Origin of the sequence: Streptomyces sp. NPDC057438, assembly GCF_042802995.1 — a bacterium.
Taxonomy (GTDB): domain Bacteria; phylum Actinomycetota; class Actinomycetes; order Streptomycetales; family Streptomycetaceae; genus Streptomyces.
This window is the reverse complement of record NZ_JBHVDD010000006.1, coordinates 33,977-55,563: the sequence shown is the minus strand read 5'-3', so window position 1 is coordinate 55,563 and position 21,587 is coordinate 33,977. Positions and strand designations below refer to the sequence as shown.

At 68.2% G+C, this 21,587-nt stretch carries 13 protein-coding genes; 9 read left to right on the top strand and 4 right to left on the bottom strand.

What is annotated here, in order from left to right:
- Positions 1-61: 61 nt before the first annotated feature.
- Positions 62-1,948 carry a DNA/RNA helicase domain-containing protein gene (locus tag ACFU5F_RS06015; protein WP_383882583.1) on the top strand — a complete coding sequence of 629 codons (1,887 nt, stop codon included), beginning with the start codon at positions 62-64 and terminating at the stop codon, positions 1,946-1,948.
- 67 nt (positions 1,949-2,015) lie between these two features.
- Here ACFU5F_RS06015 and ACFU5F_RS06010 read toward each other — a convergent pair whose 3' ends face one another.
- The gene (locus ACFU5F_RS06010; RefSeq protein ID WP_383882580.1) at positions 2,016-3,815 is read right to left on the bottom strand and encodes an HNH endonuclease; all 1,800 of its coding nucleotides are present in this window, start codon (positions 3,813-3,815) and stop codon (positions 2,016-2,018) included.
- 345 nt (positions 3,816-4,160) lie between these two features.
- On the opposite strand from ACFU5F_RS06010, the gene pglW reads away from it, so the two are divergent.
- A complete protein-coding gene (gene pglW, locus ACFU5F_RS06005; RefSeq protein ID WP_383882577.1) occupies positions 4,161-8,900 on the top strand; it encodes a BREX system serine/threonine kinase PglW in 4,740 nt (1,579 codons plus the stop codon).
- Entirely contained in the window at positions 8,897-12,505 is a 3,609-nt protein-coding gene (gene pglX, locus ACFU5F_RS06000) for a BREX-2 system adenine-specific DNA-methyltransferase PglX (protein WP_383882574.1), read from the top strand. Before pglW ends, pglX begins: the two co-directional genes overlap by 4 nt.
- On the opposite strand, the gene ACFU5F_RS05995 is transcribed toward pglX, so the two are convergent.
- Positions 12,432-13,022: an ATP-binding protein gene (locus ACFU5F_RS05995; protein ID WP_383882571.1), complete on the bottom strand. Its 591-nt coding sequence runs from the start codon at positions 13,020-13,022 to the stop codon at positions 12,432-12,434. The genes pglX and ACFU5F_RS05995 overlap by 74 nt on opposite strands.
- Positions 13,023-13,182: 160 nt before the next feature.
- Between ACFU5F_RS05995 and ACFU5F_RS05990 the strand changes: the two genes are divergently transcribed.
- From ACFU5F_RS05990 to ACFU5F_RS05975, 4 genes are all read left to right on the top strand, one after another.
- Positions 13,183-14,013, top strand: a complete 831-nt coding sequence (locus ACFU5F_RS05990; protein WP_383882568.1) for a helix-turn-helix domain-containing protein — start codon at positions 13,183-13,185, stop codon at positions 14,011-14,013.
- Positions 14,010-14,213 (top strand): DUF397 domain-containing protein, encoded by a 204-nt coding sequence (locus ACFU5F_RS05985; RefSeq protein ID WP_383882566.1) that lies wholly within the window; start codon positions 14,010-14,012, stop codon positions 14,211-14,213. Before ACFU5F_RS05990 ends, ACFU5F_RS05985 begins: the two co-directional genes overlap by 4 nt.
- A gap of 522 nt (positions 14,214-14,735) precedes the next feature.
- The gene (locus ACFU5F_RS05980) at positions 14,736-15,110 is read left to right on the top strand and encodes a hypothetical protein (RefSeq protein WP_383882563.1); all 375 of its coding nucleotides are present in this window, start codon (positions 14,736-14,738) and stop codon (positions 15,108-15,110) included.
- Positions 15,111-15,121: 11 nt separating this feature from the next.
- Positions 15,122-16,414 carry a caspase family protein gene (locus ACFU5F_RS05975; RefSeq protein WP_383882561.1) on the top strand — a complete coding sequence of 431 codons (1,293 nt, stop codon included), beginning with the start codon at positions 15,122-15,124 and terminating at the stop codon, positions 16,412-16,414.
- A 32-nt stretch (positions 16,415-16,446) separates the two neighbouring features.
- Here ACFU5F_RS05975 and ACFU5F_RS05970 read toward each other — a convergent pair whose 3' ends face one another.
- Positions 16,447-16,644 (bottom strand): Txe/YoeB family addiction module toxin, encoded by a 198-nt coding sequence (locus ACFU5F_RS05970; protein WP_383882787.1) that lies wholly within the window; start codon positions 16,642-16,644, stop codon positions 16,447-16,449.
- 216 nt (positions 16,645-16,860) lie between these two features.
- On the opposite strand from ACFU5F_RS05970, the gene ACFU5F_RS05965 reads away from it, so the two are divergent.
- Positions 16,861-17,127 (top strand): DUF6879 family protein, encoded by a 267-nt coding sequence (locus ACFU5F_RS05965; RefSeq protein ID WP_383882558.1) that lies wholly within the window; start codon positions 16,861-16,863, stop codon positions 17,125-17,127.
- A gap of 171 nt (positions 17,128-17,298) precedes the next feature.
- Positions 17,299-18,174 carry a hypothetical protein gene (locus tag ACFU5F_RS05960; RefSeq protein ID WP_383882555.1) on the top strand — a complete coding sequence of 292 codons (876 nt, stop codon included), beginning with the start codon at positions 17,299-17,301 and terminating at the stop codon, positions 18,172-18,174.
- Between the two features lie 362 nt (positions 18,175-18,536).
- Here ACFU5F_RS05960 and ACFU5F_RS05955 read toward each other — a convergent pair whose 3' ends face one another.
- Positions 18,537-21,386: a tetratricopeptide repeat protein gene (locus ACFU5F_RS05955; protein ID WP_383882552.1), complete on the bottom strand. Its 2,850-nt coding sequence runs from the start codon at positions 21,384-21,386 to the stop codon at positions 18,537-18,539.
- Between the last annotated feature and the right edge of the window lie 201 nt (positions 21,387-21,587).

Genomic DNA, 21,587 nt, shown 5'->3' with positions numbered 1-21,587 from the left:
GGAGTCTCGAAGGACATGCCCCCACCCGCACGAGTCTTTTCGTGCTGCCTGGGGGAAGTCCTTGCTGTTCCGCGCGTCCGCGAAAACGGTCGCCGTCATGGCACTCGACGGTTCGCTGTTCCTGCACCTCACCGACCAGTTCGTCCATATGCACGGCTATCGGCCCGGCGCCTCGGAGGTGCGCTCCTGGGAGCGCAGCATCCCCGCCCTGGCCGCCACACTCAACGACGCCGGCCTGGGCGACGTGGAGGTCATGCTGGAGTACGCGCTCCCGCTGAACAGCAAGCGTGCCGATGTGGTCCTCGCCGGAGTGCACCCGGTATCCGGGGAACCGTCGTACGTGGTGGTGGAACTGAAGCAGTGGAGCCAGGCACAGCCCCACGAGGACGACCCCACCCTGTGCCATGTCGATGCCTATGCCCATCCGGTTCTGAACCCCATCGAGCAGGTGCGCCGTTACTGCGAGTACCTCGTCAATTTCAACGGGGCGGTGGCGGAACACGGGCACCGGGTGGCCGGAGTGGCGTATCTGCACAACGCCACCGAGTTCGGTGTGACCGGGCTGAGAGAGATCGAGCGCGACGGCCACGGTCTGCTCTTCACCGCGGAACGCCGCGGGTCCTTCATCGACCACATCCGTACGCGGCTGAGCGACAAGCACCCGGGGGCCCGGGCGGCGGACGAACTTCGGGCCGGCGCCACCGTGCCGTCGAAGCAGCTCATGTCCGTGGCCGCTGAGGAGGTGCGCGAGCGCACCCAGTTCGTCCTCCTCGACGAGCAGCAGGTCGCGTACCGGATGGTGCTCAACGCGGTGGAGAGGGCGAAGCACGCCGATCGCAAGGAAGTTGTCATCGTCACGGGCGGCCCCGGCACCGGCAAGAGTGTCATCGCTCTCCAGCTTCTGGGTGAACTCTACAGGCGTGGGGTCCCGGCCCTGCACGCCACCGGCTCGCAGTCGTTCACCAAGACGATGAGGAAGGTCGCCGGAGCCCGCAAGCGGGAAGTCCAGGACCTGTTCAAGTACTTCAACAGCTTCATGACGGCGGAGAAGAACAGCCTGGGTGCCCTGATCTGCGACGAGGCGCACCGCATCCGGGAGACCTCGGCCAACCGCTACACGCGCGCCGAGAACCGTACCGGCAGGGCACAGATCGACGAACTCATCGATGTCGCCTACGTGCCCGTCTTCTTCCTCGACGAGCATCAGGTGGTACGCCCCGGCGAGATGGGCACCGTGTCCGACATCAGGGCGGCAGCGGCCACGCGGGACATTCCATGCCATGTGGTGCCGCTGGACAGCCAGTTCCGCTGCGGGGGCAGCGACGCCTACCTGCGCTGGGTGGTACGGCTCCTCGGGCTCGAGGCCGGCGGTCCGGTGATCTGGGAACCCGACGACCGCATGCAACTGCTGGTCGCGGACAGCCCGCAGGAGATGGAGGCGTTCCTCGAAGCCCGCCGTGCCCAGGGCTATGGCGCACGCATGTCGGCCGGTTACTGCTGGCGCTGGTCTCCGGAACCCAAGCCCGGCCACCCGCTGCCTCCGGACGTCGTCATCGGTGACTGGGCCCGCCCCTGGAACCTGCGCGGCGACCGTGCCGTCTCCGGCGCACCACCGGCGGCCCTGTGGGCCACCGATCCGGCCGGCTTCGGCCAGGTCGGCTGCGTCTACACGGCTCAGGGTTTCGAGTACGACTGGTCGGGCGTCATCATCGGGCCCGACCTTGTCTGGCGAAGCGACCGGTGGGTCACGGACCGCACGGCGTCCAAGGACCCGGTCTTCAAGAGGTCCACCCCGGACGCCGACGTGGACCGCCTGATCCGCAACACCTACAAGGTTCTGCTGACCCGAGGCATGGTCGGCACGATCGTGTACTCGACGGACTCGGAGACGCGGGAGAAGCTGCGGGAGCTTGCGGGTGGGGTGGCACGACAGACAGTCCCGGGTTGACAGTACGGACGGGTGTCGGCGCGCTCGCGAAGTCGGAGTAAGAGCGGCGAACGTCGGACCAGAACGGCTATCTCCTGGTCAGCGAGCTGAGTTCACACAGGGTTCGGTGGTAGCGCAAGTACGTTTCGTCGATCTCGTGGTCGCCGTGTCGACGGAGAGGGCCCAACGAGTCGTCTTCGTGCGTCCACTTGACGACGCCGTCCACGTCGACATAGATCTCGAGGCCGTCGAAGAGAACGTGGTGGTTGGGGCACAGACAGAGCAGGTTCGGCAGTTCGTCCGGGCCGTTGTGCGGGGACCCGAGGCCACGGATGTGAGCTGCCTGGCTGTAGGGCCGCCGCTTGTACTGAAGGCGGGTCTCACAGATCTGGCAAGCGTGGCCGTGCAGCTCTTTGACCTGCGTTGCGAGCGCGGCATTGCGAACCAGGCGTGAGGCCGTGAAATCCCGGCGCTCCGTCGGGCCGCTCGTCCGCTCCACATCGGCGGCTTCTTGGCCGTCATCGTCCTCGTCTCCGTCGACCATGCCATCGGCGGTCGCATATCCGGCGAGGCCCACTCGGCCGAGCAACTCGCGCTGATCCATGTCGTCGAGGTGAGTGCTGCACAGCTCGACGACGGCTTCGAGGCGGGTGAGAGGGTTCTGCAGCAGTTCGGCACTTGCACGGGTGAGACCCGCGACAGGTTGGATCGTGTCGAGGCTTTCGGCCTGCGGCATAGGGCCGGTATCACTGGGTACGCCGTGCACTTCCCACAGACCGCTGTCCTGCAAGTGCCAGAAAAGATCCTCCGGTGCGGCCACGGAACCGGGCAGGCCGAAGGCAGGCAGGAGAGGACCGACCTCCGTGCGGAACGAGGACCATGGCGCCAGACGTGGCTTTCCTGCTGCGATCCGGGAGATCGCCCACAGCAGTGCCACTTTTTGATGGCGGGCGGATATTTCCCTCCCTGAGTCACCGCCAGTGTCGAGAGAGCCGACCCGATCCAGCAAGTCCCCGGCTGTCAGTGTGGGAGAGGAAGCTGGACCAGGTGTCGCACGTCGCGCAAGCGCCGACCGGTGCGGCTCGGGGAGAAGTTCCGCAACGCTGCGGTAGTCCTCGGCGGACCGCAGGGTGAGGCTGCGCAGAGGTACCCGAGCGTCCAGACGACGCAGTATGGGTGCGGCGAGAACAGGCGTGGGGAACTCCTCTACCCCTCCGAGGGCCATGATGTGTTCCCAGGTGGCGTTCTTTTCGTCGGTTCCCCAGATTCTCCGCGCCACGGCCGGGCTGTCGAACAGATGGAGGATATGGGCCCGAGCGATGAAGTGGTTCTCCGCGTAGAAGAGCACGTCGTCGCCGACTCGGCGATTGCGTAGTGCCCTGACTTTTTCGTTGTTGGCCTGCGTGGTCGGAGTGGCCCCCCACAGCCGAGCGATCCCGTCCGGGTACAGGGCCGTCAGCACATCCGCCTGTTCGCCGAGCGCATCCTTGATCTCTGCGATCTCAACACCCTGTCGTACGGACTTGGCGAAGTTGCGCGGGCCACGGACCGGAGGTCCGCCTCGAGGCTGGAGAAGTATCTGCGCATCTCGGCTCGGCTCGTCCGTGACGTCGGTGCCATCCATCACCGTGAAACCGAGCGCACGCAGACGATGTGCCACGGTGCGCGCACCGCCACTGAAGTCGTCAGCCGACAACAGGTTGCCGACCGAGTACAGGTGCGCAACCCCGGCAATGGCCTTCGAGTCAAAGCGATGCCCGTCCAGGGCCAACTCGTAAGTGACAGCCCGGCCGAAGCCGTACCGGAGGCGAAACTGTTCTCGTCCCAGTTGTAGACATTCGTCGACCGCAGCCATCACGCCAGCACGCGTCACATCCCCAAGTCCCATACACGGGAGCCTAGTAGGACGGTATGACAATCACCTCGACGTGCGGTGTAGAGGCGTCGCCCGCCGTCGATGCCATGCGCGCGCTGGACGCCCCAAGAGGAAGAAGGCCGGAGGATCAGGCCCTTCCCGTCCGGGAGGGCGTTTTGCGCTGATACGTGATGAAAAGAGTGTGGTGCAAGTCGGGACCGAACAGGGGAAACATGCGGTTGCCGCCTCTCGGGCCGAATGTCCCATAGTCCCGTTCTTCGCGGGCTCTACCTACGTAGTAGGCAACCACTAGGATCTGCGGCAGGTCCGACCTCGGGGAACGGCGGGCCTGAGAGGACCGGACGAGTGGGGACAGGCATGCGGGAAGGCCGGTGGGTCACGGTCACCGAGTCCGAGTTCGATCACGAACGCCGCGGCCTGGAGGCGATCCGGGAGAAGCTCCCGGACTCCGACCCCTGGCGTGCCTGGTCGAACTTCACCTTCACCGCGAACACCGGCCACGTCCGCGAGGTCGACCTGCTCGTCGTCGCCCCTGGCGGCGTCTGCATGGTCGAGCTGAAGGACTGGCACGGCTCGGTCACCTCCGAGAATGGCACCTGGGTGCAGACCACACCGGGTGGCCGCCGCCGTACGCACGGCAACCCGCTGCACCTGGTCAACCGCAAGGCGAAGGAACTGGCCGGCCTGCTCGCGCTGCCCGGCCACAAGCGGGTCTGGGTCGCCGAGGCCGTCTGCTTCACCGACAACAGCCTCCGCGTACGGCTCCCCGCACACGACCAGAACGGCGTCTACACCGTCCACCAGCTGGTCGAGATGCTCAAGGCACCCCCACGTGACGAGCGGCGCCGCGTCACGGCGATCGGCTCGCGCGAGATCGAGGCGGCCCTCAAGAACATCGGCATCCGCAAGAGCGACGCGCAGTACAAGGTCGGCCCGTACGAGCTGCAGCGGAAGTCCTTCGACTCCGGGCCCACCTGGGCCGACTACCTCGCCCGCCACAGCGACCTGCCCGAGGCCGCCCGCGTCCGCATCTACCTCAGCGAGCGCGGCTCCGACGCCTCCCTGCGCCAGTCCGTCGAGAACGCCGCCCGCCGCGAGGCCGCAGTGCTGGGCCGGTTCAAGCACCCGGGCGCCGTCCAGCTCAAGCAGTACTTCCCCTCCGGGCACGCCGCCGGCCCCGCGCTGATCTTCGACTACCACCCGGACACGTTGAAGCTGGACGAGTACCTGGTCCAGTACGGCGAGAAGCTGGACATCCTCGGCCGGATGGCGCTGGTCCGCCAGCTCGCCGAGACGATGCGCTCCGCGCACGCCAGCCGCATCCACCACCGGGCGCTCGCCGCCCGCTCCGTGCACGTCGTCCCCCGGCCGCGCGGCCGCAAGGGCCGGGCGGTCGGGGAGGAGGCCGCCTGGCTGACTCCGGAGCTGCAGATCTCCGACTGGCAGATCGCCACCCAGCGCAGCGGCGACTCCTCCCAGGGCCAGGGCATGACCCGCTTCGCGCCGACCGCCCTGTCCGCGATGCACCTGGCCGACGACGCCGACGCCTATCTCGCCCCCGAGCTGACCGCCCTCAACCCCGACCCGGTCCACCTCGACGTGTACGGGCTCGGCGTCCTCACCTACCTGCTGGTCACCGGCAAGGCCCCGGCCGCCAGCCAGGCCGAGCTGCTGGCCCGCCTGGAGGCGGGGGAGGGCCTGCGCCCCAGCTCCCTGGTGGACGGACTGTCGGAGGACGTGGACGAGCTGGTCCAGGCCGCCACCGCCTACCGCCCCGGCCAGCGCCTCTCCAGCGTGGACGAGTTCCTGGAGCTGCTGGAGGTCGTCGAGGACTCCCTGACCGCCCCCGCCCCAGCGGCCCCCGACACGGAGGCGCCCGGCGAGGAGGACGGGGCCCCCGCCGACAAGGACCCGCTGGAGGCCGTAGCCGGTGACGTGTTCGCCGGCCGGTGGGAGATCCGCCGCCGCCTCGGCACCGGCTCCACCAGCCGCGCCTTCCTCGTCCGCGACCTCCAGGCCGAGGCCCGCAAGACCCGCCCGCTGGCCGTGCTGAAGGTCGCCCTCTCCGACAGCCGGGGCGAGATCCTGGCCCGCGAGGCCGAGGCCATGGCCCGCCTGCGCGCCCACTCCGGCATCATCCGCCTCGTCGAACCCGAGCCGCTGCACATCGGCGGCCGTACGGTCCTGGCGCTGGAGTACGTCGGCGACGAACGCGACGACACCGGGCAGGGCGGCGAGGCCGGGTCCCGCCCGCGCCGCCGCGAGGAGACGGTCGCCCGCCAGCTCCGCGAGAACGGCCGCCTCCAGGTCGACCAGCTGGAGGCGTACGGCGACTACCTCTTCGGCGCCGTCGACTTCCTGGAGGGCGAGGGCGTCTGGCACCGCGACATCAAGCCCGACAACATCGCCATCCGCATCCGCCCCAACCGCACCCGCGAACTCGTCCTCATCGACTTCTCCCTCGCCGGCTACCCGGCGAAGAGCACCGACGCGGGCACCGACGGCTACCTCGACCCCTTCGTCGACGTCATCACCCGCGGCTCGTACGACTCGCACGCCGAGCGGTACGCCGTCGCCGTCACCCTGCACCAGATGGCCTCCGGCGAGCTGCCCAAGTGGGGCGACGGCAGCGTCCTGCCGCGGATGACCGAGGCGAAGGACTGGCCGTACCCGACGATCGCGGCCGAAGCCTTCGACCCGGCCGTACGGGACGGTCTCGTCGCCTTCTTCCAGAAGGCCCTGCACCGCGACGCGGCCCAGCGGTACCCCGAGCTGAAGCCGATGCGGGACGCCTGGCGCAAGGTCTTCCTCGACGCGTCCCAGACGGTCCCGTCCAGCCACCGCGCCCGCGCGTCGGCCCCGGCGCCCACGACCGCCGGGGAGGGCCTGCCCGCCCAGGGCGCCGCCGCGGCGGGGATCGCGGACGCCGAACCCGAGAGCGCCGAGCAGCAGCGCGACCGGCTCGCCGCCGAGGTCACCCGGGACACCCCGCTGACCGTCTCCGGCCTCACGCTCGCGGCCCAGTCGTTCCTGTACGGCCTGGGCCTGACGACGGTCGGCGAACTCCTCGACTACAGCCGCCGCAAGCTGGTCAACGCCCCCGGCCTGGGCGCCAAGACCCGCAACGAGGTCCAGCAGCGGCAGCGGGAGTGGGGCGAGCGGCTGCGCGAGATCCCCGTCTCGCCGCTCACCCCGAAGGGACGGGCGGAGGCCAAGGAGGAGCTGGAGCAGCTCACGGCAGCCGAGTCGGCCCTGGTCGGCCACCTCGCGACGGGCGAGTCGGCGGGGATGCTGCCCGCCCGCACGCTGCGCTCGGTCAGCCTCGACACCCTCGCCACCGTCTTCGTGCCCGCCGTCAACAACAACGGCTCCAACCGCAACAAGGCGGAGATGGTACGGCTGCTGCTGCGCCTGCCCGACGAGCACGGCGTTCTGCCGGACATCGGTGTCTGGCCGAAGCAGAAGGACGTCGCGGAGGCTCTCGGGCTGAGCCAGGGCCGTATCCCGCAGATACTCAAGGACGAGCGCAAGCGCTGGAAGGCGGAGCCCGCCGTCCAGGCGCTGCGCGAGGAGATCATCGACCTGCTGGTCGGCATGGGGCGGGTCGCCTCGGCCGTGGAGATCGCGGACGCCCTCGCGGTCCGGCGCGGCACGCATCTCGCGGGGCGCGAGCAGCGGCGCGCGATGGCGCTGGCGGCCGTACGGGCCGTGGTCGAGGTGGAGCAACTGGTCCCGCAGGAGGCCGAGTTCCAGCACCAGCCGAACCGCAAGGCGACGGACGAGTCCCTGGGCGCCGGCCTGCTCGCCCTCGACGTACGGGAGGACGACGGCCCGGACACCCCGACGGCGCCCGGTCTGCTGGAGTACGCGACCCGTCTCGGCCGTACGGCGGACCGACTGACCAAGCTGGACACCCTGCCGACGGCCGCGACGGTCCTGGCCGAGCTGGGCGCGCTGACGCCCCCGCCGGGCGCGGTCAACTGGGACGAGCGGCGCATGGTCGAGCTGGCGGCATCCGCCTCCGTGAACGCCGCCGCCACTCCGCGCCTGGAGATCTACCCGCGCGACCTGCCGCTGGTCCGGGCGCTGCGGCTCACCCAGGCCGGGCTCGTCCGCTGGATTCCGGGCGTACCGGAGGGGCGGCAGCCCGGCCTGACGGGCGAGGACGTGCACGAGCGGGTGCGCGCCCGCTTCCCCGAGCTGGTCGTGGTCGACGGCCGGGGCGGCGCCTCCCACGAACTCCCGACGGGCGGCCCGCTCACCAAGGCCCTGCGCGACGCGGGCTTCGAGCTGTCGCTCAACACGCGCGAGGACACGGGCACGCTGCGCTACCTGCCGACGCGGGTGGACGACGCGTCCAGCTACCTCACGACGGGCGCGTGGCGCCAGTCGACGCGTACGGGTGCGGTGACGCGGTACGCGGACGACCCGCAGCTCGCGGGCGCGGTACGCGCGGAGGAACGGCTGCTCGCGTCGGCCCGCCGGGACGGGTACCGGGTGCTGACCGTACGGCAGCAGCTGGTACGGGACGCGGTGCGGGAGCTGGGCGCGGAGCGGCTGGGCGCGGGGGCGGTGTCGGTGACGGAACTGTTCCTGGAGGCCCTGCACGCGCAGGTCACGCCGGGTACGAAGCCGACCTGGGAGACCTTGCTCAAGGCGGACGCCGCCGAGCCGGGGTCCAAGGGTGCCGTGAAGTTCGCGGAGTACGTGCGGACGGCGTGGGGCGCGGTGGAGCCCCGGGTGGCGGAGTTGCTGGGCGACGGGGGTGGCGGTGGTGGCGGGGTCGGTCCTGTTGGCCCTGCCAGTCCTGTGCTGCTGACGGAGGCCGGGGTGTTCGCGCGGTACGACGCGATGGGCGTCCTGGACCGGCTGGCGTCGGCGGCCCGGCGGGGCGGGCGGGGGCTGTGGCTCCTGGTCCCGCAGAGCGACCCGTCGCGTGAGCCCCGGCTCGGGCAGGTGGCCGTGCCGTACCAGGCCGGCCTGGGGGAGTGGATTCAGCTTCCGGACACGTGGGTGGGCAACGCCCATCGCGGGTCCGGTGAGGGCGAGGGCATGGCGAGTGCCAGTGCCGGTGGTGTCGAGGGAGACGTCAAGTGATCGACCGCAAGGCTCTGTTGAACGACCTGAAGCAGCAGGTCAAGGCGGTCGAGATCGACCTCGGGCGCCAGGTGAAGGCGCTGGGGGAGGTCGGTGCCCGGCTGAAGGCCGAGTACGACCAGGCGCGCAAGCTGGGGCGTACGGCGGCGACATGGACCTCATGGCTGGACGAGCGGGTCACGCAGGTCGCGGTGGCGTGGGTGCTGGGGACCGTGTTCGTACGGTTCTGCGAGGACAACCGGCTGATCCCGGAGCCGTACCTGACGGGGCCGGACGGTGACCGGCGGGAGCTGGCGGAGTCTCGGTACGACGCGTATGTGGAGTCGGACGAGGACCCGACGTACCGGGGCTGGCTGGAGAAGGCGTTCGAGGAGCTGGGGCAGGGCCAGGCGGGTCGGCTGCTTTTCGACAAGCGGCACAACCCGCTGTATCAGGTTCCGCTTTCGCATGACGGTGCGCGGGAGCTGGTCGAGTTCTGGCGGGGGAGGGATGAGGCGGGTGTCCTCATCCACGACTTCACGGACCCGCTGAACGAAGACGGCACGGAGGGCTGGGACACGCGGTTCCTGGGCGACCTGTACCAGGATCTGAGCGAGGCTGCGCGGAAGACGTACGCGCTGCTCCAGACGCCGGAGTTCGTGGAGGAGTTCATCCTCGACCGGACGATGAACCCTGCGGTGCGGGAGTTCGGGTACGAGGAACTGAAGATGATCGACCCCACGTGTGGGTCGGGGCACTTTGTGTTGGGGGCGTTTCGGCGGTTGCTTCGGCTGTGGGGGGAGGGGCAGCCGGGGCGTGATGTGCATGAGCGGGTAGCGGCTGCGCTGAATTCCGTGCACGGGGTCGACATCAACCCGTTCGCTGTGGCCATTGCTCGGTTCCGTTTGCTGGTTGCGGCTATGGCGGCGGGTGGTGTGAGAACGCTGGTGGAGGCGGCGAACTACGAGTGGCCTCTGCGTTTGGCGGTAGGCGACTCGCTGATCAAGTCGCGTCGCTCCCAACAGGGAAATCTGTTTGGTGGGGTAGACGAGGATTTCGTGGACGAGCTGGCCGAGTTCAAGTACGCCACGGAGGATTTGCACCAGTACCCGGAGATTCTTCGGCCGGGGCGGTATCACGTGGTAGTGGGGAACCCGCCTTACATCACAGTGAAGGATAAGAAGCTAAACGATTTGTATCGAGATCTTTATCCAGCGTGTGCGGGTGCATACGCACTGTCGGTTCCCTTCGCCCAGCGGTTCTTCGAATTGGCCACGCGCGGAGATGCCGAGGGTCGAGGTTACGGCATGGTCGGGCAGATCACCGCTAACTCCTTCATGAAGCGCGAGTTCGGCACGAAGCTCATTGAGGGCTTCTTTGGGCATGCGGTCGAATTGACTGAAGTCATCGACACCTCCGGCGCTTACATCCCCGGGCATGGCACGCCGACGGTCATCCTCGTCGGCAAGCAGAGGGGCGGAGGCGGCCGGTCGCCGGTGATCCGGACCGTCCGCGGTGTGCAGGGAGAGCCTGCTGCGCCTGAGAATGCCGAGGACGGACTTGTCTGGAAGGCCATCGTGGATCAGATCGACAAGCCAGGCTCGCCGGGTCGGTGGGTCTCGGTGGATGACCTGGAGCGGGGGCGATATTTCGGTAAGCAGCCATGGATTTTGGCCGATGGCGGTCTTGAGATGGTTGAGCAATTGGGGAAAAAGTCTACCAGCGTACTCGGTTCGCATAGTGATGCTATCGGGCGGAGTACACACACCGGTATGGATGACGCCTTTTACCTGCCCGAGGTAGCGGCGCATACGTTGTCGCTGGGTTCCTCCTGTGTGCCTGTTGTGCTCGGAGACGGCGTTCGAGACTATGAGATCGATGCGCCGATTTTCACCTTCTTCCCTTATGACTCACGGGGAAATGTGCGTCAGCTCAGTGCTCGGGAGAAGCGTTTCCTGTGGGGTAATCGAACTGGACTTCGTCGGCGTATGGATTTTGGGCAGACGCCCGCTGAGCGTGGTTTGCGCTGGTTTGATCACAGCATGTTTTTCCCGAATCGTTACGCGGCCCCCCTTGGTCTGGCTTTTCCGTTTGTGTCAACGCATAATCATTTCGTACTGGATCGCGGCGGAAAAGTCTTCAAGCAGACCGCGCCGGTGATCAAGTTGCGGGAGGGGGCGAGTGAGGAGGAGTACCTGCAGTTGCTCGGGCTGCTCAATAGCTCTACGGCTGGGTTCTGGCTCCGGCAGGTCAGCCATGATAAGGGGCGACCTGGTGCGGACGTAGCGGGAGCTGATGAACCGTGGGAGCACCGGTTCGAGTTCACGGGAACAAAGCTTGAGGAATTCCCGCTTCCTTCTGAGTTCCCTTTGAAACTGGGGATTGCTCTGGACAGCCTTGCTCGGGATCTGGCTGCCACGAGCCCCTCCGCTATCGCCTCCGGCAGTGCGCCTACTGCGACTGTGCTGCGTGAAGGGCGTGAGAAGTGGGAGGCCATCCGTGGCCGCATGATTGCCACGCAAGAAGAATTGGATTGGCAGGTCTATGCTCTCTACGGTCTGCTCGACCAGGAGATCATTGCATCCACTGAGGACCTTCCTGTGGTGAACCCTGCTGAACGGGCCTTCGCTATTGTGCTGGCCCGCAAGAGGGAGCGTGGCGAGGTCAACACGTCGTGGTTCGGGCATCACAATCACAAGTTTGAGCCCGTCACCGATATCCCCTCCCACTGGCCAGCCCCCTACCGCGAGATCGTCCAGAAGCGGATCGACGCCATCGAGTCGAACCGCGCCATCGGTATGGTCGAGCGCCCCGAGTACAAGCGGCGCTGGGCCACCGAGGGCTGGGACGCGCTCCAGGAGAAGGCCCTCCGCTCCTGGCTGCTCGACCGTATGGAGAACCGTGACCACTGGTTCGACGAGAACGGTCAGCCCGCCATCCTCACCCTGGCCCGTCTCACCGACGCGCTCTCCCGTGACGAGGACTTCGTCTCCGTCGCCAAGCTCTACGCGCCCCGCAAGGAACTCGCGAAGGTCGTCGCCGAGCTGATCAGCGACGAGCACGTGCCGTTCCTCTCCGCCCTGCGCTACAAGCCCGCCGGCATGAAGAAGCGCGCCGACTGGGAGGAGGTGTGGGACCTTCAGCGCAAGGAGGACGTCGCGCCCGACGAGCCCGCCAAGCGGAAGATCCGGGACTCCATCCCCGTGCCGCCGAAGTACACCTCGGCCGACTTCCTTCGTCCCTCCTACTGGAGGGCACGCGGCAAGCTCGATGTACCCAAGGAGCGGTTCATCTCCTACGGGCAGACCAACGCCGCCACTCCCGAGCTGTACGGGTGGGCCGGCTGGGACCACCGGGAGCAGGCGCAGGCCCTCGCCACGTACTTCACCAACACCGCGCTGTCCACCGAGGAAATCACGCCCTTCCTCGCCGGCCTGCTGGAACTCCAGCCGTGGCTGTCCCAGTGGCACGGCGAGTTCGACGTGCTCTACAGCGGCTCCCCGGCGGACTTCTTCGCCGCATACCGCCAGCAGAAGCAGGGCGAGCACGGCCTCACCGACGACGACCTCCGTAACTGGCGTCCCCCGGCCGCGACCCGAGGTCGTCGCGCAGCAGCGAAGCCGTAGTCAGGAGTAGTTCGACGTCGGTCGGTTTGGGGGCCACCCGGGGCGGGCGCGGGTGGCCTCTTTGCTGCATGCGCAGTTCCGCCCACACGGTTTTGCCCAGGGCGGCATGGCGAGGGGCGACACCCCAGTCGTCTGAAAGGGCGGCGACGAGGAGCAGGCCCCGGCCCGACTCGGACAGCGAGTCGGTCACCCCAGGGCTGGACGGAGGCTGCTTCTCGGCGCGGGTGTCGGTCACCTCGACGCGGACGATGCCCTCGCCCAGGACGAGGTGAAGGTGGAAGTCCCGGCCGGGGACATGCCCGTGGCGTACGGCGTTGGCGGCGAGTTCCGCCGTGATGAGGGTGAGCGTTTCGTTGACGTGGGTGGTGTAGGGGTGGCCCCAGTCGTCCAGGCGGTGTGAGACGAGTCGGCGGGCGAGACGGGCACCGCGCGGCGTTGAGGTGAAGCGCATGGTGAACTCGCGTTCGGGTGCGAGGCGTTGTGGCATATGGCCGTTCGGGGGAGTTGCTGACTTCATGGGTAAACGGTCGCGGACTCTGCGTAGCTTTGACCAGGAGCGATGCGCTGACGAGTACGGGCTGTACACGCGGGCGGCGCGCTTGTACGTGGTGGTGGGCGTGACCGGTTCCCGGGCCCTGAGTTGGCCGACCGGGCGGTTGTACGAGGGGAGCTGTGGCATGGACGACGAGGTTCAGCAGCCGGAGTACGAGGTCGGTACGGGCATGCTGTGCGTGTTCGGGAGGCAGTTGAAGCTGTTCCGGGAGCGGGCGGGTATGGACCGCGCGGCGCTCGGGTCGCTGACCGGGTACTCGGCCTCGACGATCGCGTCGTTCGAGCAGGCGAGACGTATCCCGCCGCCGAAGTTCATCGACCAGGCGGATGAAGTGCTGGGCGCGGGTGGGGTGTTGAGCGCGAGCAAGGGGGAGGTGGCTCGGGCTCAGTATCCGGCGTTCTTCCGGGACGCGGCCAAGCTGGAGGCCGAGGCGGTTGAGCTTCATGTGTACGACACTCAGTTGGTCAATGGTCTCTTGCAGACCGAGGAGTACGCGCGAGCGGTGTTTGCCATGTGGCAGCCACTCCTGGACGAGGCGCGCATCGAGCAGAGGGTGGCCGCACGACTGGCTCGGCAGGAGATCTTCTCTCGACGTCCGGCGCCGCATCTGAGTTTTGTGATCGAGGAGGCTGTCCTGCTCCGGCCGCTCGGCGGGGAGGCTGTCTGGCGAGGCCAGTTGGAGCACCTCAGGCTGACCGCGGAGAAGCGCAACGTGGTGATCCAGGTGATGCCGCTGTCCCGGCAGGAACATGCGGGACTCGCTGGCCCGTTCACCTTGATGGAGACCAAGGATGGGCGCAGGATGGCGTACACGGAGGTACAAGGCGACAGCCGTGTCCACACGGAGCGTCTGAAGGTGCGAGAACTTGAGCGTTCGTACGGGATCCTTCGCGCGCAGGCCCACACTCCGACAGAATCACTGGCGTTGATCGAGAAGTTGCTGGGAGAGAGATGAGCGGGGACAAGGCCGGGCCGGACGCTGATGGCCTGGAATGGTTCAAAAGCAGCTACAGCGCCGGTGACGGCGGCCAGTGCGTTGAGGTTGCGGCCGGGATGGGTGCCGTCCACGTCCGCGACTCAAAGGACACAACCCACGCCGCCCTAGCCGTACTACCCACGGCGTGGACCGCCTTCATCGAGTTCGCGGCACTCTGACGAGGGCAGGCCCTCTGGGCAGGCGCGCTTGCTCAGTGGGCCTGTGGCCCACGCCGTCGTCAACGCACCCTTCGCCGAAGGCCCTCCAGACCTTCTCGCACAAGGCGACACTGCCGGCGCCGTCCGACCACAGTTGGGCATGCCAATCCCCGGCGACGACCAGCGCATCATGGAGAACCCAGAAGCCCTTGACAGGCGCGATCTTGACACCAGCCCGACCGTGTCCATACCGACCATCCCGCTGAGGTGGTCGAGTTGGCCCCCCAGCACCCATGGCGGACGGCCGCCTCGCTATCGGCACCGCAGGCAGAGCCGGCCGGCGCGCGCCTCCCTCACCCGCAAGCCACCCGTCGGCGGGAGAGTCGATCACCGGGGCTGTGAGACGGGTCGGGTGTGGCACCCCGGGAGAGACGCCCGAGCCCCCTGGGCCGGGGAGTTGACGTTCCCGCCCGAGGGTAGGGACATGGCAGCGTCGGCGGGGACGGGGGCGGGGCGCGATTTACGCGACAGGGGGTACGGGAGATGCGAGTACGGGTCACTGTGGAGGGCGGGACGCCGGGGGACGCGGACGACCTGCTGAGCTGGCTGCTGAAGGACCCCGACGGGGCGAAGACCCAGCCTTCCCTCACCGGCGGGAGCCCGGACCAGATGGGCACCGGGGAGACCGTTCTGGCAGTCGTCAATACGGCGATCGCCCTCGGCGGGTTCGTCATCACGGCCGCGACCTGGCTGGACGCCCGAAAGGAACGTCGTGCGGAACGGCGGCGACGGCTGCGTATCGAGCGCGAGGGGACCAGAAGGGTCGTCACCCTCGAAGACGCCGACCCGGAACGGATCGAGGAGGCCCTGAGAGCACTGCTCGCAACCGACGGGGACTCGGAGCCGGAGGGACAGTGACCCTGCCCGACATGGCAGGGAGCCGGGCGGTCCTGATCGGCAACGCCTCCGGAGTCAAGAACACCGACCTCGCCGACATGCCGGCTGTCGTGCACAACGTCAGGGCGCTGCGTGCCGCCCTGACCGACGGGACGGTCTGGTCCCTGCCGACGGAGAACTGCGTCGAGTTGCTTTCGCCGGAGTCCAACGAAGTGGTGATGAGAGCGGTCAAGAAGGCCGCGGAGGAAGCCTCCGACACACTGCTTGTCTACTACGCCGGTCACGGTGTGAGGGCCGGTTCGGACGACTCGCTCTATCTGACCCTGCCCCACATCGAGGACTTCGACGAGGGTCTGCGCTACAACGACCTGCGCTCCCGTCTCCAGCCGCCGACCCGGAAGGGGTGGCGCACTGTCGTCATCCTGGACTGCTGCTACGCGGGCCTGGCCGGTGACGGGCACATGGGCGGGGAGGGCGACAGCAGCGCGGAGTTCGCGAAGCAGGCGGAGGTCGACGGAGTCGGACTGTTCGCGGCCGCCGCGGCGACCCGGAAGGCGCTCGCCCCGCAAGGCGAGCGGCACACAGCGTTCACCGGAGCACTGCTGGACGTGCTCCGGGCGGGAGACCCGAGGGGGCCCGAGTACCTCGGACTCAGCGATGTCTTCACGGCGGTTTCCCAACGCCTCTCCGAGCGTCGCAAGACGCTGCCGCTGCTGCCGGAACCCGAACTCAAGACCAAGGGCCTCGGCTCCCGGATCATCCTTGCCCGCAACGGCTCGTACCGGGCGCCCGGACCAGCCGGAAGCCCGCCGGTGCCGGTACCGATTCCGGCACCGGCACCGGCACCGGCACCGGCGCCCGCGCCAGTTCCTGCGCCGCTCCCACGGGACGAGATCGTCACTCTGTGCCGGGCGCACAAGCTGTCGGTCCGGTCCGATCCGAACACGTCCAAGCGCATCGCCAACAAAGTGCGGGACGACCTGGTCCACGAGAGGAAGGAAGAACTGCTCGCCTTCTACCGTTGGCGCAGAGGCATCGACCCACCGCGTGCGATCGCCGTCACGGACTGGGGTGTGCGTCTCCATTCGGGCATGCAGAGGATGGACATCTCCTGGGCGAGTCTCAGTCGCTACGAGTTCAGGCGACGGGTGGAGCAACCCGCCAGGACTCCCCAGGGCAACGGACCGACGCCGGTCTTCCTCGAAGTCACAGGCCCAGACAGCCGAAAGTTCCTGCTCAGTCAGCCCATATGGCTGTTCGGGGGGCCTTCGGCGAGTGACCTCCTCGGACTACTTCTGGGACTGCGCGCGTTGACGGCTGGGTGAGCGGCGGGAGTCGGCGCGCGTGCGAGTCGGCCTCAGTAGTGGTAGCGGGCCTTGAGGATCTTGACCTCCTTCTCGTCCACCCGGTAGACGAGCTGGTGCTCGTCGTCGATCCGCCGTGACCAGTAGCCGGACAGGTCGCCCTTCAGGGGCTCCGGCTTGTGCCGGGCGCGGGCGATCAGCTGTCTGCGGAGTGGGCGTCGGCGAGGAGTTGTGCCGTGAGTTCCATGCAGCGCATCCGGGCGGGTGAGAAGTCGTAGGGCATCTTGATGGTCGCTGCGGAGGCGCTCATCTGCATGTCTTCCTCCCCCCGGGCACATCGGGACGCTCCTCGTTCGAGCGGTGGCTCCGTAACAGACCTTGGCCGAGAGCGTCTTTGGTGCTCGGCGGGGGCTCGTCCCTTGCCCAGCGTGTGGCGCAGCCCGCGATCCCGCCCAAGGAGGAACCGCGTGGAGCTGATCTCCAGCGCAGAGCGCAACCAGCTCTTTGAGAGCTTCGCGCAGGACGCATTCCACCTGGAGCTGAGGGACGACTACTCCGTCCCCGACGAGGACGGCCCGTTCACGAGCTGGCTCCGCGGCGAGAGCGTCGACTACTCCTACACGGAACCGTGGACGCGGCGCATCAGGCGCGTCACCGGGGAAGGGAAGACAGTCCGACGCGTCCGCGTGATCACCGAGCCCCACACCCCCACATCCAGTGGGGGCACGTCATGACGGTCAACGTTCGGCCAGAGGCGGCCGGCTCCCGGCGGAGGCCGCCTTCCCGGATGACGATCGACATCGCGAGGGGAGCCGACCACACGTCACCGTCACTCACACAGCGAGACCTCAACGGAGCCTACAGAGTCCGGTCCTTGGGGCCCGGAGCTACGGTAAGTTCTTGCCATGAAGCAGGGTAAAGAGGTCGAGAACCCCGAGTCGCGCTTCTCCGCGGTGCTGCTGGCGGCAGCGAAGCTTCCGGGTGTGCGCATCAACAGGGAGGCGTACCTCCGCAGTGCGCTGGCTCGCCACTGCTCCGAGGACGACATCCGAAGAGCGGTAGAAGAGTCTCCCGCTGCGGCGGGCATCGACGTCGAAATTCTCGACAAAGTGGCCAACGACTCCATCCGCTTGGAGACCGCCAAGGTGAGCGCTCTCTCCGCGGCTGCCGGGATACCCGGCGTCCTCGCTCTTCCCGCCACCGTGCCCGCCGACCTGGCCCAGTACTTCGGCCACATGCTGCGTATCGCGCAGAAGCTCGCGTACCTCTACAGCTGGCCCGATCTGTTCTCCGACGACGGCGATGACGTCGATGACGCGACCATGGGAGTACTCACGCTGTTCTTCGGCGTGATGTTCGGCACCCAGTCGGCGAACACCGCTGTGGGGAAGGTCGCGGCGATGATGTCGGAGCAGGCTGCCAAGAAGTTGCCTCAGAAGGCACTCACCAAGGGTCTCATCTATCCCATCGTCAAAAAAGTCGCTGGCTTCCTCGGCGTCAAGATGACAAAGGATTCCTTCGCGAAGAGCGTTTCGAAGGCGATCCCCGTCGTTGGGGCCGTTGTCTCCGGCGGGCTCACCCTTGCGACCTACCTACCGATGGCCAAGAGGCTCAAGAAGCACCTCGCCGGCCTGCCACTGGCGGAACCCTCGCCCCGACTGATGGATGGGGAAGTCGTGGACGGCGAAGTCGTGGAAGACAAGGTGCCTTTCGCCACCCCACGTGCGGAAAAGCACGGCGCAGAGGCAACCGGCGGCAAGCTGGAGGAACCTCAGCCCTGATGCCGCAAGCGCACTCAACTGCTCTCCCGGACCCGCACCGCACTCGGAGACGTGGACGAGGGAATCGCGCTGATGACCGACGTCGTTGAGCGACGGGAACGCAGCCTGGGCCCTGAGCATCCCTTCACGGTGGTGAGCCGACAACTGCTGGACGCCTACCGGTCAGGGCGATGGCGGCCGTAGTGCTTACGGCGGGAAGCGCGGCGCGCGGACGGCGCTGGTCCGGAGCCGGCAGACCCGCGCCGCGTGCCGGAGACCGGCTGCGGCACGGGTCGCACCCTCGCCCACCTCGCTGAGCACACGGCATCGCCGCCAGGTGTGTCTATCTGTCTGCCGTGACGTCGGGAACGGTGGCCGCGTGATCAGCCCAACGGCAGACGCTGTGGGGCGACGTCGTCGCCGTCGGCCGGTGAGCGGACGATTCCCGTGGGATCAGGAGAGGTGAGTCCGGCCAGGAGGGCGGCTGTGGCCGGGGCCTCGGCGGCGCCGATGGCCTGCTGGATGCGCAGCGCTTCGCCTACCCGTTCACGAGCGGTTTCGAGGTCGCCGATCGCTTCGGCGGCCCGGCCCAGCCCGGCCAGTGCCTCCGCCTCTTCGAAAGGGCTGCCCAGACTGCGGGCGATGTCCAGGGCGGATGCGTGCGCGACCGAGGACGCCGCAGGCCGGCCGACGGACAGTTCGAGTTTGCCCAGGGAGTTGTTCGTCGCGGCCAGGCCCAGACGTTCGCCGAGTTTGCCGTAGAGGTCGTACGCCTCGGTGAGGCGCTGCCTCGCCTCGGTCGGCCGGTCGGTGCCCAGCAACAGGTCGGCGAGTTCCTTCAGCGCGCACGCCATGCCCAGCTCTTCACCGATCGCCTCGAAGAGCGTGAGGGACGAGGCGAAGGCGTCCTCCGCCTCGCCGTGCCTTCCGAGTTTGTGCAACGCGGCGCCATAGTCGATGAGAAGTTCCGCTTCCAGGGAACGGTCGGCGAGCCTGATGGCCAGTTTCCTGGCCTTGGCGAGCAGTTCGGCGGATTCCTCGTAGCGGCCCATCAAGCGCAGGACGCTGCCCAGCTTGGTCGTCGTCTGCGCTTCGACGAGAGCGATCCCCAGCTCCTGGGAGAGCGCGAGCGCCTTGCCGAGGGCGTCCTGGGCCTTGTCGTAGCGGTCCATGAAGTACCAGGTGTTGCCGAGGTTCTTGAGTGCCGTGACCCGGCCCAGGACGCTGTTCAGCTCCTCGTGGAGCGCGAGCGCCCTGGTGAGCTGCCGCTCGGCCTCCGGGTAGTCGTCCCGGAAGTAGGCCAGGGTGCCGAGTTCGATCAGCGCGTTCGCCGTGCCCGGCCGGTCCTCCGCGGCGCGGCTCAGTTCCAGCGCCTGGCGGAACCGGTTCGCGGCGTCGTCACTTCTGCCGGTCAGGTAGCACACCGAGCCCTGTTCGAGCAGGGCGGCGGCCTGACCGTGCGCGTCGCCCGACGCGGAGAATGCCTTGAGGGCGGCCGCCGTGGCCTCCTCGGCCTGTGGGTACTCGCCGTGGTTCCGGTGGGCGCTGCCGAGTTCGAGCAGGGCGGCGGCCTCCGCGACCGGATCCTCGAGGGCCCGTGCCGCCGAGACCGCGTCCCCGTGCAGCCGAGCCGCGACGTCCCACGGACCGCTCAGCCGCAGATGCTGCGCCATGGCGGCGGTCAGGGTGACCACGCGTGACGGGTCGTCCGAGGCGGTACGCAGGCAGGCGAGCAGATTGCCGCGTTCCGTCGCCATCCACGCCAGCGCCGCCTTGCGGTCCGCGAGCGGCGGCAGATCGTCACGTTCACGGGTAGTGAGGGCGGCCGACACGAGTGCGGGCGGGGGCGAGGCCGCCGCCTCCCGGAGCAGACGGTCGGCGTCGAGGGCGGCGTCCCGGAAGTAGTCGAGCAGCCGGTCCACCGCATTCCGCCGGAGGTTCGGGTCCCGGTCCTGGTTCAGGCCGCGCAGGTACTCGGCGATCAGGTCGTGGAGTTCGTAGCGGCCGAGAATGTGTTCGTCCAGCAGGTTGTCGTCGTAAAGGGCCTCCATCTGCCGGGTGGTGTCGCGCGGTGTGCCCGCCGTGAGCGCGGCGCCCGCGTACGCGTCCAGGTCCGGGCCCGGATGCAGCCCCAGCATCGTGAAGAACTCCTGCCGGGCAGAGGGCAGGGCCCGGTAGGACAGTTCGAAGGCGGCCGCGACCTCGACGTTGCGGACGCGCAGCGCCGCTAAGCGGTTCACCCCGTCACGCATCTCCGCCACCAGACGTTCGACGGTGAGAGCCTTCCGGTTCCTCACGCGTGCCCCGAGCAGGGTGATGGCCAGCGGAAGGTACCCGGCCAGCTCCATCAGTTCGCCCACCGGACTGCCCTGCGGCAGCGGACGCTGGGCGGTCCGGCGGAACAGGCGCTCCGCCTCGTCCGGTGGCAGCACGTCCAGGGCGATCGTCACCGCGTCGAGTCCGGTCATCCGGTGCCGACTCGTCACCAGCACCAAGGACGAGGGCGAGCCCGGCAGCAGGGGGCGGATCTGGGTGTCGTCCGACGCGTTGTCCAGCACCAGCAGCACCTTGCGATCGGCCATCACGCTTCGCCACAGCGTTGCCCGCTGCTCAAGGGTGCTCGGCAGTCCTCCTGGCGGGACACCCACCGCGGTCAGCAGCTGCGCCAGCGCTTCCGCCGGCAGCACGGGCGGCTCGTTCGAGAAGGCGTGCAGATTCACGAACAGCTGACCGTCGGGAAACCTGTTCCGCAGCGCGTGACCGGCGTGCGTGACGAAGGCCGACTTGCCCACGCCCGGTTTGCCGTCCACCGCGTGCACGGCGATCACCCTGTCCTGAGCCCTCGCCGTCCGTACCGCATCGGTGAGTGACTGGAGTTCACGCTCACGGCCGGTGAAGTGCGGTGTGTCCCGTGGCAGTTGATTGCGTGGCGGTATCTGCGAGGTGATGTCGGCCGCGGCGGAGAGACTCTCCAGGGCATCGAAGAGACCGAGCACGTACGCGCGGCGGGGGTTCGAGACCCCCTTCGGCTCCCCGATGACCTTCAGGCAGTGGTCGACGTAGTTCTCCACCAGCGACCGGTCGAAGGCACGCTTCCACTGGCCGCGCTCGATCGCCGAGATCGTGGCGTCCTTTCTGCCGGTCGGTTCCTCCAGGTCGACCTGCCGGAGCCCGGCCTCGCGGCGCAGCCGCGCCATCTCAAGGCCCAGCGCCCGCTTCTGCGGATCGATCATGTCCTGTCCTCCTGTCGTCGCCCTTCCAGTGGATTCCAGCGCGACGATCGCCGCCACACCACGCCCACCTGCAAGAACGTCCATCTCTTTGTCGTCGGTTCCGGAGTTCGGCCAAGGACGGCGGCCTGGAACGCACGCTGAGCCCGTACACGCGATTCAGCTCCAGGCCGCCCGGCAGGGAGCGCGGACAGGCAGCGAGAA